The 16,090-nt window shown below is 58.7% G+C and carries 12 protein-coding genes; 3 read left to right on the top strand and 9 right to left on the bottom strand.

Features of this window, described 5'->3' with window-relative positions:
* Positions 1-32: 32 nt before the first annotated feature.
* Positions 33-2,234: a dehydrogenase E1 component subunit alpha/beta gene (locus ROO76_21045; GenBank protein ID MDT8070656.1), complete on the bottom strand. Its 2,202-nt coding sequence runs from the start codon at positions 2,232-2,234 to the stop codon at positions 33-35.
* A 156-nt stretch (positions 2,235-2,390) separates the two neighbouring features.
* Between ROO76_21045 and ROO76_21040 the strand changes: the two genes are divergently transcribed.
* Positions 2,391-3,131, top strand: coding sequence for an HAD-IA family hydrolase (locus ROO76_21040; protein MDT8070655.1), 741 nt, complete (start codon positions 2,391-2,393; stop codon positions 3,129-3,131).
* Positions 3,132-3,225: 94 nt separating this feature from the next.
* Positions 3,226-3,843, top strand: coding sequence for a hypothetical protein (locus tag ROO76_21035; GenBank protein MDT8070654.1), 618 nt, complete (start codon positions 3,226-3,228; stop codon positions 3,841-3,843).
* A 125-nt stretch (positions 3,844-3,968) separates the two neighbouring features.
* On the opposite strand, the gene ROO76_21030 is transcribed toward ROO76_21035, so the two are convergent.
* The gene (locus ROO76_21030) at positions 3,969-6,116 is read right to left on the bottom strand and encodes a protein kinase (GenBank protein ID MDT8070653.1); all 2,148 of its coding nucleotides are present in this window, start codon (positions 6,114-6,116) and stop codon (positions 3,969-3,971) included.
* Between the two features lie 185 nt (positions 6,117-6,301).
* On the opposite strand from ROO76_21030, the gene uvrB reads away from it, so the two are divergent.
* Positions 6,302-8,290, top strand: coding sequence for an excinuclease ABC subunit UvrB (gene uvrB, locus ROO76_21025; protein ID MDT8070652.1), 1,989 nt, complete (start codon positions 6,302-6,304; stop codon positions 8,288-8,290).
* A 26-nt stretch (positions 8,291-8,316) separates the two neighbouring features.
* Here uvrB and ROO76_21020 read toward each other — a convergent pair whose 3' ends face one another.
* Genes ROO76_21020 through ROO76_20990 form a run of 7 tightly spaced genes read right to left on the bottom strand, consistent with a single transcriptional unit; the run spans position 8,317 to position 16,039 of the window.
* Complete coding sequence (locus ROO76_21020) at positions 8,317-9,114, bottom strand: response regulator (protein ID MDT8070651.1); 798 nt, start codon at positions 9,112-9,114, stop codon at positions 8,317-8,319.
* Positions 9,111-9,881, bottom strand: coding sequence for a DUF4388 domain-containing protein (locus ROO76_21015; protein MDT8070650.1), 771 nt, complete (start codon positions 9,879-9,881; stop codon positions 9,111-9,113). The genes ROO76_21020 and ROO76_21015 overlap by 4 nt, the downstream gene beginning before the upstream one ends.
* Entirely contained in the window at positions 9,878-10,303 is a 426-nt protein-coding gene (locus ROO76_21010) for a chemotaxis protein CheW (protein MDT8070649.1), read from the bottom strand. The genes ROO76_21015 and ROO76_21010 overlap by 4 nt, the downstream gene beginning before the upstream one ends.
* Positions 10,300-10,806, bottom strand: a complete 507-nt coding sequence (locus tag ROO76_21005; protein ID MDT8070648.1) for a chemotaxis protein CheW — start codon at positions 10,804-10,806, stop codon at positions 10,300-10,302. Before ROO76_21005 ends, ROO76_21010 begins: the two co-directional genes overlap by 4 nt.
* Positions 10,803-11,975: a chemotaxis response regulator protein-glutamate methylesterase gene (locus ROO76_21000; GenBank protein ID MDT8070647.1), complete on the bottom strand. Its 1,173-nt coding sequence runs from the start codon at positions 11,973-11,975 to the stop codon at positions 10,803-10,805. Before ROO76_21000 ends, ROO76_21005 begins: the two co-directional genes overlap by 4 nt.
* 6 nt (positions 11,976-11,981) lie before the next feature.
* Positions 11,982-15,167 carry an Hpt domain-containing protein gene (locus ROO76_20995; GenBank protein ID MDT8070646.1) on the bottom strand — a complete coding sequence of 1,062 codons (3,186 nt, stop codon included), beginning with the start codon at positions 15,165-15,167 and terminating at the stop codon, positions 11,982-11,984.
* The gene (locus ROO76_20990) at positions 15,164-16,039 is read right to left on the bottom strand and encodes a protein-glutamate O-methyltransferase CheR (GenBank protein ID MDT8070645.1); all 876 of its coding nucleotides are present in this window, start codon (positions 16,037-16,039) and stop codon (positions 15,164-15,166) included. The genes ROO76_20995 and ROO76_20990 overlap by 4 nt, the downstream gene beginning before the upstream one ends.
* Positions 16,040-16,090: the final 51 nt, after the last annotated feature.

Genomic DNA, 16,090 nt, shown 5'->3' with positions numbered 1-16,090 from the left:
GTATCCGGAACCTGGCACCCGTATTTTATTTTCTAGACCTTGCTCAACTCCAGCATTGCCCTGAGAATATCGTCCGGTTGAGGCAGGATGACGTCTTCGAGCAATGGCTGGTAAGCAACGAACGTATCTTTCGCCGCGACCCGCCGCACAGGCGCGTCGAGATCGAAGAAGAGTTCATCGGCGATTCGTGCGGCAATCTCCGCACCATAGCCCCAGCTCAGCATGTCTTCATGGACGACGAGTGCCCGACTGGTCTTCTTCACTGAAGTCGCGATTGCTTCCCAGTCGTAGGGGCTGAGCGTGCGCAGGTCGATAATTTCGACGCTGACGTTGTGATCTCGCTCGATCTTCTGCGCCGCTTGTAGCGATCGCGGGACAGTTGCGCCGTAGGTAATCACCGTCAGGTCTTTACCCTCCTTGACGACTTTCGCTTTGCCGAAGGGGACCATGTAGTCCGGTCCCGGATAAGGCGAGCGCCCGTACGCTTCGCGATAGAGGCGCTTGTGTTCAAGGAACATCACGGGATCGTCGCACCGAATCGAGGTCCGGAGCAGTCCCGCTGCATCGAGGGCATTCGATGGAAAGACGACTCGCATCCCCGGCGTGTGCGTGAAAAACACCTCACCCGACTGGGAGTGATAGATAGAACCGCCGGTCAGGTATCCGCCAATCGCGACACGCACCACAGCAGGAGAGCTGAACGCACCACTGGAGCGCCAGCGAATGAGCGGCAACTCGTTGCGAAGCTGCTGCATGGCAGGCCAGATATAGTCGAAGAACTGGATCTCAACGACGGGTTTGAGTCCGCGAGTCGCCATGCCCACTGCCCGCCCGACGATATTTGCTTCTGCGAGTGGCGAATTGAATACTCTGTCGCTGCCGAAATCGCACTGCAGCCCGGACGTGAGTTTAAAGACGCCGCCCTTCCCTTTCACCTGCTTGGCAGAGAGATATTCTTCGCGCGAGCAGTCGGCCACGTCCTCGCCGAACATCACGATGCGGGGATCGCGCTTCATCTCGTCGCGCAGTGTGGAGTTGATCAGGTCCGCCATCGTCTTCTGCACGCCAGCTTTGTGGCCGCCCTCATCCTCAAATTCCCAGTGAGGACGCGTATCGAAAGCGTTCGAAGTAGGATCAAGGTCTGGCGAGTAGATGTTATGGCTATAGCTATCCAATGCCGGGAACGCCGCTTTCAGAGCATCGTCGGTAGCATCCTGCAACTCGGCATCCACGCCCTTTTCGATTTGCTCAATGCCAGCTTCGTCGAGAATGCCCTCGCTAAGCAGGAACGTCTTGAACCGCCGGATGGGATCGCGCTCCGATTCCTGCAATCGCTCCATCTCCGGGCGATAAAGCTTCTCGTCATCCGAAAGCGAGTGCGAATACGGACGGGTCACGTGACCGTGCACAAATGCCGGACCGTTCCCCGCACGAATGTGATCAATGGCCCGCTTGAAAGCCGCGTAGCTGGCAATCGGATCAGTGCCATCGCACTCTTCAAAATGAAAATTTGGAAAGCCAGTGACGAGCCGTGAGATGTTACCACCCGCGGTATTCACCTCTACCGGTACTGAAATGGCGTACTCGTTGTCCTCTACCACGACCAAGATCGGCAGCTTCTTGTTGGCCGCCGTGTTCAGCGACTCCCAGAACTCGCCTTCCGACGTCGTGCCATCGCCGCACGAAGCGTAAACGACCTCATCCCCATGGAACTCGACATCCTTGAATGCGCGATAATCGCCTTCGGCCTTCTCGGCCGCCTCGGGATGCTTCGCAAAGAAGCGCCCGGCTTCGGCGCAACCGACCGCCTGCAGCATCTGCGTGCCCGTCGGCGAGGATTGAGTTACGATATTCAGCTTCTTGTGGCCCCAGTGAGAAGGCATCTGGCGCCCACCAGAATTGGGATCATCGGCGGCACCTACCGCGCCCAGCAGCATCTCCAGCGGAGTCATACCCAGCGCAAGGCAAAGGGCGCGGTCGCGATAATAAGGATAGAACCAGTCATAGCCCGACCGGAGCTGTAGCCCGGCGGCAACCAGCATCGCCTCATGCCCGGCGCCTGATATCTGGAAGAAGATCTTCTGCTGGCGTTTGAGCAGGATTTCGCGATCGTCGATCCGTCGCGAGAGGAACATCAGCCGGTAAATATCGATAAGCTGTTGCCTGCTCAAGCCTTCGTAGGTCTTTTCGGCAGTCGCGGTCGCGCCATTTCGCGTAGCTGTCTTGGGTGCCATTTGGTCTCCGAGTCGGATCTGAAGGCTAGCGAGAACCCCACGTTTCCCTAGCCGGGGCAAACATTCTATTGTAAATGATGCTGCAAGTCAGTTCCCAGTTCACGGGTTATTAGCACCGGGCGGCTGACGACAAATGCCCGGTATACTGAGAATGCAATGATTCGTATTCTCCGTCCTCTTCCCAAAGACCGCATCAAGCTCCTCATTTTCGATCTCGACGGCACGCTCGTTGACAGCGAGCTCGATATAGCCCACTCGGTGAACGCTCTCCTGCGGAACCTTGGCCGCCCCGAGCTACCGGTTGACGTCATCGCTACCTACATCGGCGATGGCGCGCCCATGCTTATCCGCCGCGCACTTAACGACCCTGAAGACGGTAGGCTCTTCGCCGACTCTCTCCACTTCTTCGTCCGTTATTACCGCGAGCACAAGCTTGACAACACCTACGTCTACGCTGGAATGAAAGAGGCTTTAGAAGCAATCCGTGAAGCCAGCGACGGCAAAATGAGAATGGCCGTCCTGAGCAACAAGCCGGTGAAGCCCTCGCAGGGAATCGTTGAAGGGCTTGGACTGGCCTGCTACTTCTTCGAGGTCTTTGGCGGCAATAGCTTCGGGACGAAGAAGCCCGACCCGGAAGGCGCGCGAAAGCTCATGGAATTGGCGAACGCTTCCCCGGAAGAAACCGTCATGATCGGCGACTCGCACAATGACACGCTCACCGCCCGGAACACCGGCATGTGGTCTGTCGGCTGCACCTACGGACTCTCGCCGCACAGCCTTGAATCTGCACCACCGGACGTCTTTATCGACGCACCATACGAGCTTGTCGAGGCGCTGGGACTACAGCCCAAGCGCTCCAGCAGCGAAGTCCCAGCCAGTGAGGGCTTCTCAGGCTGAGGTCAAAGTAAATGGGGTAAAGCGCAAAACATTTGATTTGAGAGTTTTTCGTTTTCTCTTTTGCCCTCTGCCCTTTTAACTTCTATTGACGAACATGCACAACAGCGCTCCAACCTTCGGCTTCACGTCCGCCGAGCTTCGCAAGCTCCGGTCGCTCAAAACTCCGCACAAAATCCAGCACTTCCTCAACGAACTTCCGTACCACGTCGCCAATACCGCATGGTCGCCTCGTCGCGTGCTGCGCCAGCGTACCGCCCATTGCCTCGAAGGTGCGCTCTTCGCTGCCGCGGCATTGCGCGTGAACGGGTTTCCTCCACTAATCATGGACCTCGAGGCCATACAGGACACCGATCATGTCCTCGCGGTCTACCACGTCGACGGCTACTGGGGGACCATCGCGAAGTCGAACTTCTCTGGCCTGCGTTACCGCGAGCCGGTTTACCGCTCCATTCGCGAACTCGCTATGAGCTACTTTGACGACTACTTCAACTATCGGGGCGAGCGCACTCTCCGCGGCTACTGCCGGCCAGTCGATCTCAGCCGCTTCGACACCATCGACTGGATGACGACGGAAAAGCCGGTGTGGGCCGTCCCCGAGTTGTTGCTCGAGGTGCCGCACATCCGGCTCATCACGCCTAAACAGGCCAAACATCTCTCAAGGGTGGACGCCCGCTGTTACGAGGCTGGCACGCTGGGGGCCCGACGTCACTAGATCTCGACAGAGATGTCGCTTCATTCGAGCAATTTCTTCAGTGGCTGCTTCAGCCGGGCGGCGAGCGATTGCTGCCGATTGTCACCGTCACACAGTGGCGGGCCACTAAACCAGTAGCTCAGTTGCTATGATTCAATCAACTTCTGAAACCGCGAATTTCCGCGCAGGCTGGCGAGATCGGGGTCGTTCATCATCCACTGTTTCTGCCCCCAGCCTTGCGTCACGGATTTTTGGAGGCAATCAATGGCGCGCTCTTGTTCGCCGAGTAGCGCATATACGCAGGCTACGTTGTAGAGCACCTGGTGCTCATCTGGTTCCATTTCCAGGGCCCGCTCTGCCCAGCGAATCGCCCGCTCGCGCTCGTTCAATTGCGTAAGAGCGTTGGCACCAAAATAAAGAGCCCGGGCATCATCGGGATGAATCTCCAAATGTTTCTCCGCGGCGAGTAATCCCTGCCGATAGCACGCATCCGATTCGTACTTCTTTCCCAGTCCATGCAACGCGCTGGCACGCAGCATCGGTGCCTGGTAGTCCTCCGGGTCGACTCGGCTGGCCTGCTCAAACCAGCGCGCCGCCTCCTCCAGACGCCCCTGCGAGTAGAGATTGCGGGCGTTGAAGTAGTACGCCTCGAACAGCCTCGGACTCAACCGCAATGAGAGTTGAAACTCCCTCTCGGCATCGGCAAATTGTTTTCGGAACGAGTAGATCATCCCGCGACTGGCATGCGCTTCGGCCAGATCCGGGTCTAACTCCAGCGCCCTCCGACTTGCAATGTCTGCCTTTTCAAGGTTCTCGTCCGTCGACCGCCAATAGAAGTAGATAAACGCGGAACAATCCGCAATGCCCGCATAGGCGCGCGCATATAAAGGATCGACCTCGATTGCCTTCTCGAACATCTCCCTCGCGAGCCCAAAACCTTTCTCCCGGAACTGGTGAAAGAACTGGCGTCCGCGGAGATAAAAATCGTAGGCACGAACATCTCTCGTGGGAACCTTTTCAATCTCGCGCTTCTCTTTCTCCGTCAAGGCGACACGCAGGGCACCCGCGATGCTCTTTGCGACCTCATCCTGGATGGCGAATACATCTTCCAACTTCCGATCATAACGTTCTGCCCAGACGGTGTGGCCCTTCTTGGTGTCCACCAGTTTCGCCGTGATCCGCAATTGATCTCCCGCGCGCCGGACACTCCCTTCCAGCACGTACGACGCATTCAACTGCTCGCCGGCATACGTCGGGGTCATCGGTTTGTCGCGGAACGGAAGTACTGCTGAACGTGAAAAGACACGGAATTCCTTGATATTGGAGAGTTCCGTCGTAATATCTTCCGTGATCCCGTCGCGGAAATACTCGTCCTCCGAACTGCGGCTCAGGTTCTCGAAGTAAAGTATGGCAATGGATTTTTCCAGCCCCGTTCCCAGGATTTGCGTTCGCCGCAAGTCCGCCGCAAGATCGCGCGCCGATTGATACCGGTGCGCCGGGTTCCTCTCCATACAGCGAAGTATTAACTCCTCCACCTTCGTCGAAACCTGCGGATTCCACATGCTCGGACGCGGCGGAGCCTGGTGGAAGATTGCCTCGACGAGAGCCGGGGCAAGCGTCTGCTGGAACGGAAGGTGCCCCGTCGCCATTTCGTACAGCACCACGCCGGCTGAGTAGATATCGCTGCGCGTATCGGGCAGTGTCCCCTGCAGGACTTCCGGCGCCATGTATGCCAGTGTCCCACCGACACCCGGTTCAATGTCGACGGTGGTTGCGGTGGCGGTTTCAGCCCCGCCGCCTTCTGCCGCAATTCCGAAATCGAGGATCTTGATGTGATTCCCCGAAAGGACCCTGACGTTCGCCGGTTTCACGTCGCGATGGAGTAGTCCCTGGTCGTGCGCAGCACCGAGACCCTCCGCGAGTTGCACACCCAGTTCGAGTACCTCGCTCTCCGGCAACGGCCCCTCTGTCAACCTCTCGCTGAGCGACGCTCCGGTGAGGTACTCCGTCACCAGGAAATCGATTCCGTTGTAGGTGTCGAAGTCGTGGACCGTTGCGACGTTGGGGTGGTTCAAGCGCGAGAGCATCAGGGCTTCATTTCTCAGCCGCTGACGAGCCTCGGCATCAGCGAAGATTCCCGTCCGGAGGACCTTTACGGCGACATCACGATCGAGGTGATCGTCATGCGCACGATACACGTCGCCCATGCCGCCCGTACCGACGAGTTCAAGAATTGTGTAGTGGCCGAGTTGACGCCCAATTAAGACTGTCGTCTGCACTGATCCAGTGGACATGGAACACCACCAGGCGCGAGATGCGCCGAACAGACTGGCCCTCACTTGTCGCGAAGCATAGCTCTTCGTGCGGCAGATTGCGGTGATGTGAGTCACCGCAGAGCAATTCACTGCGAACGAGCTGGTTTATACTAAAGAGATGCCCACGGCTCGAAATTCGGACTAGAGGGGCTTCCGGCCATTTTATGGACTTCAAACTTCATAGCGACTACAAGCCGCGCGGCGACCAGGGACGCGCGATCGAACAGCTCGTGCGCGGTATCTACGACGGCGAAAAGCACCAGGTACTGCTGGGCGTCACCGGCTCCGGCAAGACGTTCACAATGGCGAAGATTATTGAACACGTGAACCGCCCGGGGCTCATCCTCGCCCACAACAAGACCCTGGCCGCGCAGCTCTACCATGAGTTCAAGTCGTTCTTCCCGAACAATGCCGTGGAGTACTTCGTCTCCTACTACGACTACTACCAGCCTGAGGCCTATATTCCGGCATCTGATGTCTACATTGAGAAGGAAGCGACGATCAATGACGAGCTCGACAAGCTCCGCCTCTCGGCCACCAAGTCACTCTTCGAGCGCCGCGACTGCATCATTGTCGCTTCCGTCAGCTGCATTTACGGCCTGGGCTCGCCGGAAGCCTACTACGGCATGTTGCTCTTCCTCGAAAAAGGACAGCGCATCAAGCGCGAAGACATCGTGCGTAAACTCGTTGAGATCCTCTACGAGCGCACCAACGACGATTTCCGCCGCGGAACCTTCCGAGTGCGCGGCGATGTCATCGAAATCTTCCCCACCTACGACGACAACGCCTATCGCATCGAGCTCTTTGGCGATGAAGTCGAAACTCTCGCGCAGATCGATCCGCTCTTCGGCACTGTGAAGCAGAAGTACACCCGCCTGCCTATCTACCCCAAGACGCACTACGTCATGAAGCCCGAGACGAAAAAGCACGCCGTGCAATCAATCCTCGAAGAGCTGGCGTGGTGGGAAAAAGAGCTGGAGTCGCAGGGACGTCTCGTCGAGTCGCAGCGCATTCACCAGCGCACGCGCTTCGACCTCGAAATGATCCAGTCAATGGGTTACTGCCATGGGATCGAAAACTATTCGCGTCATTTCACGGGACGACTCCCTGGCGAACCGCCACCGACGCTGCTCGATTACGTACCGCGCGATTACCTGCTCTTCATCGACGAGTCGCACCAGACGGTCCCGCAACTCCATGGTATGTGGCACGGTGACCGCTCGCGTAAGCAGAACCTCATCGAATACGGGTTCCGCTTGCCCAGCGCCCTGGACAACCGGCCATTACAGTTCGAGGAATTCGAAAACCGGGTGAACCAGGCAGTCTATGTTTCGGCAACACCCGGTCCGTATGAGCTCACTAAGTCGGCCGGAGTCGTTGTCGAGCAGATCATCCGTCCCACCGGCCTCGTCGATCCCGAAGTCGAAGTTCGACCTGTGAAGGGCCAGATCGACGATTTGCTGGGCGAGATTCGGAAGCGTGTCGATCGTGGTGAGCGCGTCCTTGTAACAACGCTAACCAAGCGCATGGCAGAGGATCTCGCCGAGTATTACACCGAAGTTGGCGTTCGCTGCCGATACATGCACTCTGAAGTCGAAACGCTCGAGCGCATCAAGATCATTCGCGATCTTCGCAAGGGAGAGTTCGATGTCCTTATCGGAATTAACTTGCTGCGCGAAGGCCTCGACCTCCCTGAAGTCTCGCTTGTCGCCATCCTCGACGCCGACAAGGAAGGCTTCCTGCGCTCACAGGGTTCGCTCATCCAGACCATCGGCCGCTGTGCGCGACACCTTGAAGGCCGCGCCATCCTCTATGCCGATCGGATGACTGAGTCGATGCAGAAGGCCATGGACGAAACCGAGCGGCGCCGAGCGGTGCAAATGGCCTACAACGAGGAACACGGCATCACCCCTCAAAGCATCGTCAGCCGTCTCGATATGTCGCTCGCCAAGATTGTCGAAGCCGACTACGCCGACATCTCCGAACAAGCCGACACCCTGCCCGAATTCAAATCACAGGAGGATCTCGATAACTTCATCGCACGGATGGAAGAGGAAATGCGCGAGTCGGCCAAGCGCTTCGAGTTCGAAAAAGCCGCCAGGATGCGCGACCAGATCCGCGACCTGCGGACCAAAGAATTCATCTTCGGGTAAAGACAAGTTTTAGAAGGACTTGATGACTATTCGCTTTCCTGCAGCGTCTTAATGTGTTCTTCCAGGGCGCGTGCGTATTCACGCTCTGCTTCCAGTTCGCTCTCCAGCTTCTTGATTTGCGACATCAACCGCATGATCTCCAATCGCATCTTGGACGCATCCATCGAACTCGGTGGTGCGGGAACGCGGCTCGTGGGAGCCACTGCTTGAGAGGTCGCCACCGGTACAGGCGCTACCTGGGCAACCGGGGCGGCAAATTGTGGTGTGGCGATCGGGCGTGGCGTCACCGCCGCCGCCGGTACCGGCATCGCAACCGGTTGACGGATTGCCGGGGGAACCTGCGCGGCGGGTCTCGTTGCCATGGGCCGTGTCGCCGGAGCGGCGAAAATGCTGCTCAACGCCGCTGCTGCTGCCGGCGCCGCAACTGCGGGCTGTGCTTCGGCAGGAGCTTTTGGATTCAACAGATGCCGCACGCGCGTGATGAGATCCTGCGGCTGGAACGGCTTGCGAATGAGTTCATCGGCCTTTACTGCAAACGCCTTTTCCGCAACCTGCTTATTCACCACGCCTGACATCAGGATGACCGGCGTCCTCCCCAGCGTCGGATGCTGCTTGATGTACTGGCAGACTTCGTAGCCGTCCTTCTCCGGCATGATGACATCGCTGATGACGACGTCGGGGACGTTCTGCTCCATCAGGCCGATCGCCGATAATGCGTCGTGGCAGGCGACCACGTTGATGTTCTCGCGCCGGAAGGCGATCTTGATGACCTCGCGCATGGTTGCGCTGTCGTCGATGAAATAAACGACAGGGTTCGCGCTCATTCGAAACCTCCCTCGTGGTGTTCCTCATCGACTTCGCGCAGCGCATCCAGCATCAGTTCCGTCGCAGACTTCAACACCGTGCGCGTCGTTGCCGTGTCCCCGGGTACGAATTTGTAGACACCCTTTTCCGCATTGTTGCAGGCCTTCACAATGTGAACCACGGCCTCATCGCCCACCACGTCGCCGACCTCAGCGTGCAGCACGTCACCACCGTCGAGAAAAATGATCCCATCCACGTCGCCTGCATTTACATGCAGTGCACCCGATTGCCGCGAATGACCAAGCATCTGAATGATTCCCGGCAGATCCACCTGCGAAAGATTCCCTTCCAGCGCCGCCTGCGAGCTGTCCAGCATCTGCGTCGGCTGGAAACCCTCTTCGTGGCTCCTCAGGAAGGCCCGCAGATGTTGCGCGATGTTTTCCGGACCCAATCGACGGTCAATATAGTCATCGCATCCCGCGCGGAACGCCTCCATCAATGCCTGGTCGCCGCCATCACCCATTGCGACGATTGGTATGTGAGCGGTCTTCAGGTCAGCGTGCAGAATTTTCGGCAGGTCGAACGCGCTCATCTCGCGCATGTTCGTCGAGCAAATGATCGCCGCCGGAGGATTCCACTCCAGCATCGTCAGTGCGTAACTCGCGGCCGTGCTGTGAACGGTCTCAAAGCCCTCTTGCTTGAGGGCGTCGAGCAGGCGCTTGGCGAAGAAGACGTTGCTGTCGATTACCAGTACCTTGGCCGCGGCTTGGATTGGCAGCGTGCTCATGCTTCGCTTTCCGCGCCTCCGATCCTCGACAGGTCGATCACTTGCAGAATCTCGTCCTTTAACGAAAGCAGACCCACAACATGCTCCGGTAGGCCGCTTGTGGGCGGTAGAAGTTGCGCGCTTGCCAGTTCACATTCACCCGTCACCGGTATCGCCGTAAGTTCTGCCGTCGCTCCGAACTTCCGCGTCGCAATCAAGTAAAACTTCCGCGCCGGGGCGTTTGACACCAGCACCTGCGCGACATCGCACACCGGAACGATCGCCCCGCGCCGCACCAGAACTCCGGTGAGCAGCGGCGTCATATGAGGAAACGACTGCTCGCGATCCGGTCGCGCCAGTTCCGCAACCTGCTCCGCCGGCAGCGCAAACCGCTTCTCTCCGAGCGGAAACAGGACGAACTGTGACTCCGGATGCAAACTCATGCCGGAACCCCCTTGGCACGCGCCAGAGTCGCCTTCGCGATCACCTGTTCTGCCGGTGTAAGAAAGCTCGCCATATGCACCACCGGAACAACCTGCTCTCCGATCAGAACCAGTCCGCGATACCAGCGCCGCTCGTCTCCGCGAAACGCCTTGGGGAGCGGCAGTGTCTTTCCGATTTCCGCCATCCGATCGATACTCTCCACCCTCACCGCGATGGGCTGACTACGCAGGATCATCAGCCGCGACGGGTTCGAGCCACTCACGCGGAAATGCCGCGCCCCGTCCACCACGTAGTGGGTTCGTCCCGAACGCTCGAGCGTTCCCACAACCTTCGCAACACTGCTTTGCTCCGTCGCACTCTCCATAGACTCCGTTCCGTGCAGGTCACGGATCTCATCTACTTCCGTCGCCGGCGCGGCGAATGTAAACCCGCCGACAGCAAACAGGATCGCCGCCTCGCCGCGTCGTGGAGCGTGCTTGCGTGACTGACGGGAGATCTTCACAGTGCCCCCACCCGCGCTGCACCGAACACGTACAACACGCGCTTTTCAATCCCGTGGTACACCTGCTCGATCGGCAGAATTTGATCTACGGCTCCCGTCTTGATCGCCTCCGACGGCATTCCGAAGATGACCGCTGTTGCTTCATCCTGCGCGATCACGTGTCCGCCTGCGGCCTTGATGGCCTGAACACCGCGAGAGCCGTCGTTGCCCATGCCTGTCAGAACCGCCGCAATGCCCATCGGCCCGGCGTACTGCGCCACGGTCTCCAGCGTGACATCCGCGCACGGCCGATATCCCGCAATACGCGGCCCGTCGTCCAGCGTGATTCGTCCCGTCGGAGTGATCCGCAAATGGTGTGAGCCCGGACAAACATAAAACGTGCTCTGTTGCAGGATCTCTCCCGCCTCCGCTTCCTTCACGCGAATCTGGCAAACGTCGGCAAGCTGCTTGCTGAACTGTCCTGTGAAAGTCCCCGGCATGTGCTGGACCAGCAGGACCGCACCCGGGAAAGTTTTGGGAAACGTTGGTACGAAGTTCATCAATGTCGCCGGTCCGCCGGTTGAGCACGCGATCACGACAACGGGAAATTTTCCGTTCGGTTTGCCGGTCCCGAACGGCGCAGGAGATGCGGCGGGTTCCGATTTCGCAGCTATCGTCTCTTCGCGCAATTTACTGAGCAGGGGCGACACCGGCTCCGTCCTCGGCGCGGAGTTCGCGATCTCGTGCTGTAGCTTCGAGCGCGTTGCATTTCGCACAACCCGCACCTTCGAAACCATCTTCAACTTTCGCAACAGTTCTTCACGAACCGTATTCATGTCGAGATCGATACCGCCCGACGGCTTCGCCACGAAATCAATCGCTCCGAGTTCCAGAGCTTTCAGCGTGATGTCGGCTCCTTCTTTCGACTCCGAACTCACCACCAGGATCGGCTTCGGGTTCGACGACATGATCAGTTCGGTCGCCTGCAGGCCGTCCATGTGCGGCATGTTGATGTCCATCGTGATCACGTCCGGCCCCACAGATTCGTTCATCGACACTGCTTCCCGACCGTCACGCGCCTCGCCCACAACGTCCAGTTGCGGGTCTGATGTGATGATCGACTGCAATACCTTACGCATGAACGCCGAGTCGTCGACGATCAGCACCCGAATTCTGCCCCCTGGATTCATCGAAATCTATTGCTCCAGGACCGTACCCGCGGGGTGGCTCTTCCCCGACGTGCCGATCAACTGCTGCACCTCTGCCACAAACTGGTCTTCCTGAACCGGTTTCACCATGAACGCCGAGCCGCCCTCCTTAAGCGCCCGGTCACGATGCTTCGCGCCGGCGCGCGACGTCACCACCATGATCGGGATGTGCGCAGTCTCCGCGTTTTGTCGCAGATGCATCATTAACTCGTATCCATTGGTTCTTGGCATTTCGAGGTCCGTGATCACCAGGTCGCAGCCCCCCTGGCTCACGATCTCCAGCGCCTCCAGGCCGTCGGACGCAAGCTTCACACGATAGCCGGCCTTTTCCAGCATCCGGCCTACGAACTTGCGCACGCTGATGGAGTCGTCAGCGAGCACAATCACCTTCTCGCGCTCCACGATGTCCATCGCGGCCGGCGGAATCTCACCCTCGGCCACAGCGATCGCCCCCGGCGCAAACAGCCTCGCTGCGTTCGCCGGCGTCATCAGCGGACGCCGCTCAATCGACTCGCCGACGATCAGGCGGTTTACATCGACGAGGAGGATCAGCGTACCGTCGGGAGCAATCGTCGCACCGGGGAACATCTTTACGTTGCGGAGATATTCGCCAATGTTCTTGATGACGATTTCGTCCTTGCGCAGGACCTCCTCCACGACGATGCCGACTTGCCGCCCAGCCACGTTGACCAGCACGAGCCGGTACCAACCATTCACGGGCTCAATCGGATCGAGACCAAGCTGCTGATCCAGTCGCACGACTTCGGTCACGACGTCGCGCACCTTCGTCAGCAATTTGCCGCCAACCTCTTCGATCTCAGCGTCCTTGATCCGTCGAATCTCTTCCACGAACGCCAACGGGAACGCGAACGTGTACTGTCCGCAGCGCACGAACAGCGCCTGCGAGATTATGAGCGTCAGCGGAACCTTCAGCGTGAAGCGGGTGCCCACTCCGAGCGCCGTTTCGATCTCGATCTCACCATTAAGCTGGTTCAGGTTCGAGCGGACGACATCGAGTCCTACGCCGCGGCCTGCGAGTTCGGTCTTACGCGGCGCCGTCGAGAATCCCGGATGGAAGAGCAGTTCGAGCAAATCGCGGTCTTCCATCTGGTCCGCCTGTTCGCTCGTCAGAAGACCCGATTCGACGGCTGTTGCGCGAATCTTCCGGTAATCGATGCCCCGTCCGTCGTCTTCAACCTCGATGTAAATATGGTTCCCGCGGTGATACGCGCGCACCGAAATGCTGCCCTGATCGGCCTTGCCGGCGTTATAGCGTTCTTCGCTGCGCTCGATACCGTGCGCTACCGAATTCCGCACCAGGTGGAGCAGCGGGTCGGCAATCTGCTGAATGATGTTGTTGTCGAGTTCGGTCTCGGCGCCAGCCAGCGTGAGTTCAACCTGCTTGTTCGCGGCCTTGGCAGCATCGCGGACAGTGCGCGAGATCCGCGTGTAGAGATTCCCGATCGGCACCATGCGCGCCTGCGTGATCTCGTCCTGCAGGCGATGTGCCAGCTTCGTGAACTCGTCGATGTCGGAATCGACGCGCCGCACGAAGCCATCCAATTGCGTCAGAACCTCCGTGATGTCCGCTGAAATTTCCGTCAAAGACCGCGAGAGGATTCCGAAGTCGTCGTAGCGATCCATCTCCAGTTCGCTGAACTCGGCCAGTGACTGATCATAAGAGTGCGAATAACTCGAGTAGCCTCCACGGTATGGAAAGTCGCCGCCCACGAGTGCGCCGCCGTTCCTGCCTGCCGCAACCGCTCGCATCTCGGGTACATGGTTGGTGGAGGTAATCCGGCTGAACTCGTACTTCTCCTGGAACTCCGCAATCTTGTCGCTCATGCGCGCTTTGGAGAAGTTCAGCACATCCGCAAGGCTTTCCAGTTCCGCCAGGCGTCCCAACATCCGAGTACGGTTAATGACGAGTTCCCCAACCGCGTTCATCATGCGGTCGAGTCGTTCGAGCGCGATGCGCACCGACTTCGATTGCGGCATCGCTGCCGGCTCCTTCTTGCCAGCCAGTGCGACCAGTTCTTCTTCTTTTTCCTTTTGGGAGACGGCTTCTTGTGCAGGCGCCTCGGCTGCTCGTTGCGAAGGGAGCGCTTGCACTGATGTTATCTGAGCTTGTGCTTCCGCAACCGGAGCCGCCTCGCCAACCACTTCCGACTTTTCTTGTTCGAGGGGCGCCAGCCGCGCGATCTGCGCCAGCAGCGATTTCGCCGCAGCCTGGAACGCGGCCTCATCGGGCCACTGCCGATAGAGTAGTTTTTTCAGGGTATCGACAGATTCGAGACAGATGTCTACGATCTGCGCGCTGGGCCGCAGTTCCCCATCGCGAAGGCGTCCAACCAAGTCCTCCGCCCGGTGCGCCACGGTCGAGATCCGGTGCAGTCCAACCTGTGCCGCCGAACCCTTGATGGTGTGCATCGCCCGGAACAACCGGTTGATCTCTTCCGGATTCGGTGCAGCTTCAAGGGAAAGCAGGCACTCGGTAACGACCTGCAGATGCTCCTCGACCTCTGGAACGAAGAACTCCATGACCTCGGCCGGAACATCGCCATCCGCCGGAATATCTGGAATGGGTGTGGTCGAGAGCGCGACAACCGGAGCGGCCTTTAATACTGGTGGCTCTTCGATCAGGGCTTCCTGTTCGCCGCTCAAGTCGCCGAGCGGCGCCTCATCGCTGATTAGTTCCGGTTCGTTCGCGACGATCGGAGCTTCGGACCGTTTAGCCTCTTCAACGATCGGTGCCGGCTCAGGCTCGACTTGCTGCGCAGGCGCCTGGAACGCGAACGGATACTTCTCCTTGAACGCCGCGATGTCGTCTGCGGCTTCGTTGCCGTTCTCGCTGATCGCAATCAGATCTGACTCGAGCACCGCAATGCCTTCTGTTATGAACTCAACCAAAGGTCCCGCGGCATCTGGGCTAATGCTCGCATTCATCGCGTACTGGAAGATGTGCGCCAGCTTCCCCGCGATTTCCGAGAATTGCGGATATCCGTACGTTCCCGCCGTGCCTGCGATTCCATGCGCGGAAATGTAAAGTCGCTCGATGTCATCGGGCATCGGATATGGATCGAGCAGAATCCCCGAGTATTCGCGCAGGAACTGCAAATGCTCCGATGCTTCCTGCAGGAAGAGTTCGACGAATTCCTGGCCTGGGCCGTTCATCGCGTCTCCTCCTTTGCCACTGTCAGCACCGAACCGCCCGCGGGCTTCTGCAGCAGGCGCGCTCCGTTATGCACGATCTGGTTGAACTTCACCGGAAGCCCGGCTGCGCTCTCCGCATGCCCGAGGAATAGGTACCCACCGGGCTCGAGGTATTCGAAGAATCGCTGTATCAACTGCGACCGCTTCTCTTCGCTGAAATAGATCAGCACATTCATGCAAAAAATACAGTCGAAACGCCCGACATAGACCGCCTGCGCGAGATTCATCGGCGCAAAATTCACCATCGCGCGCACTCTAGGCTTCACCATGTGCTGGTCGCCGATCTTCTGGAAATACGTCTCAATCTGTTGCGGAGATAAATGCTCCAGCACGCGCTTGTTGTAAACACCACGCTCGGCGATCGTCAGCGCCTGTTTACTGATATCGGTCGCCAGGATCTTGATATTCCACGCTTCCGCGAACTCGACGGTGTCACAGATGCTGATGGCGATCGAATATGGCTCCTCGCCGGTCGAACACCCCGCGCTCCAAACTCGCAGCGCCCGCGGATTCTCCCAGAACTTCTTCATGTGCATCTCGGGAAGAACCTTCCGCTCCAGCGCGTCGAACGCTTCCGGGTAGCGCCTGAAGCGCGTCTCCTGCGTCAGCAATCGCTCCAGCAGCGCATCGTATTCGACGTTCGAACTGCGAATAGTCCGGAGCAGCTCCGCCCCAAACGAATGCCTCTTCAACTCCATGTGCTCGCGCACACGGGTTGAGAAAAAGCGTTCGCGAGACTCGTCGAAGTGGATTCCGGAGCGCTGCTCAATCAGCACACGGATCTCACTCAACTCGTGCTCGGTCACCACCGGATTGGAGCCTCTCTCCGCCATGAGCCCAAACTCTGTTCCCTGCCTTTCTCGCAAAGCGAGAGGGCGCGGGCT

The sequence above is a fragment of the Terriglobia bacterium genome (assembly GCA_032252755.1).
GTDB lineage: Bacteria > Acidobacteriota > Terriglobia > Terriglobales > Acidobacteriaceae > JAVUPY01.
The sequence above is the reverse complement of the archived record's forward strand: the minus strand, read 5'-3'. Positions and strand labels throughout refer to the sequence as shown.

What these genes read in the sequence shown, in the direction of transcription:
- ROO76_21010 (MDT8070649.1), bottom strand. Translation starts at nt 10,303, where the DNA reads ATGAGTTTGCATCCGGAGTCACAGTTCGTCCTGTTTCCGCTCGGAGAG.
- ROO76_21020 (MDT8070651.1), bottom strand. Translation starts at nt 9,114, where the DNA reads ATGAGCGCGAACCCTGTCGTTTATTTCATCGACGACAGCGCAACCATG.
- ROO76_20990 (MDT8070645.1), bottom strand. Translation starts at nt 16,039, where the DNA reads ATGGCGGAGAGAGGCTCCAATCCGGTGGTGACCGAGCACGAGTTGAGT.
- ROO76_21035 (MDT8070654.1), top strand. Translation starts at nt 3,226, where the DNA reads ATGCACAACAGCGCTCCAACCTTCGGCTTCACGTCCGCCGAGCTTCGC.
- ROO76_20995 (MDT8070646.1), bottom strand. Translation starts at nt 15,167, where the DNA reads ATGAACGGCCCAGGCCAGGAATTCGTCGAACTCTTCCTGCAGGAAGCA.
- ROO76_21040 (MDT8070655.1), top strand. Translation starts at nt 2,391, where the DNA reads ATGATTCGTATTCTCCGTCCTCTTCCCAAAGACCGCATCAAGCTCCTC.
- ROO76_21015 (MDT8070650.1), bottom strand. Translation starts at nt 9,881, where the DNA reads ATGAGCACGCTGCCAATCCAAGCCGCGGCCAAGGTACTGGTAATCGAC.
- ROO76_21030 (MDT8070653.1), bottom strand. Translation starts at nt 6,116, where the DNA reads ATGTCCACTGGATCAGTGCAGACGACAGTCTTAATTGGGCGTCAACTC.
- ROO76_21000 (MDT8070647.1), bottom strand. Translation starts at nt 11,975, where the DNA reads ATGAATCCAGGGGGCAGAATTCGGGTGCTGATCGTCGACGACTCGGCG.
- ROO76_21045 (MDT8070656.1), bottom strand. Translation starts at nt 2,234, where the DNA reads ATGGCACCCAAGACAGCTACGCGAAATGGCGCGACCGCGACTGCCGAA.
- uvrB (MDT8070652.1), top strand. Translation starts at nt 6,302, where the DNA reads ATGGACTTCAAACTTCATAGCGACTACAAGCCGCGCGGCGACCAGGGA.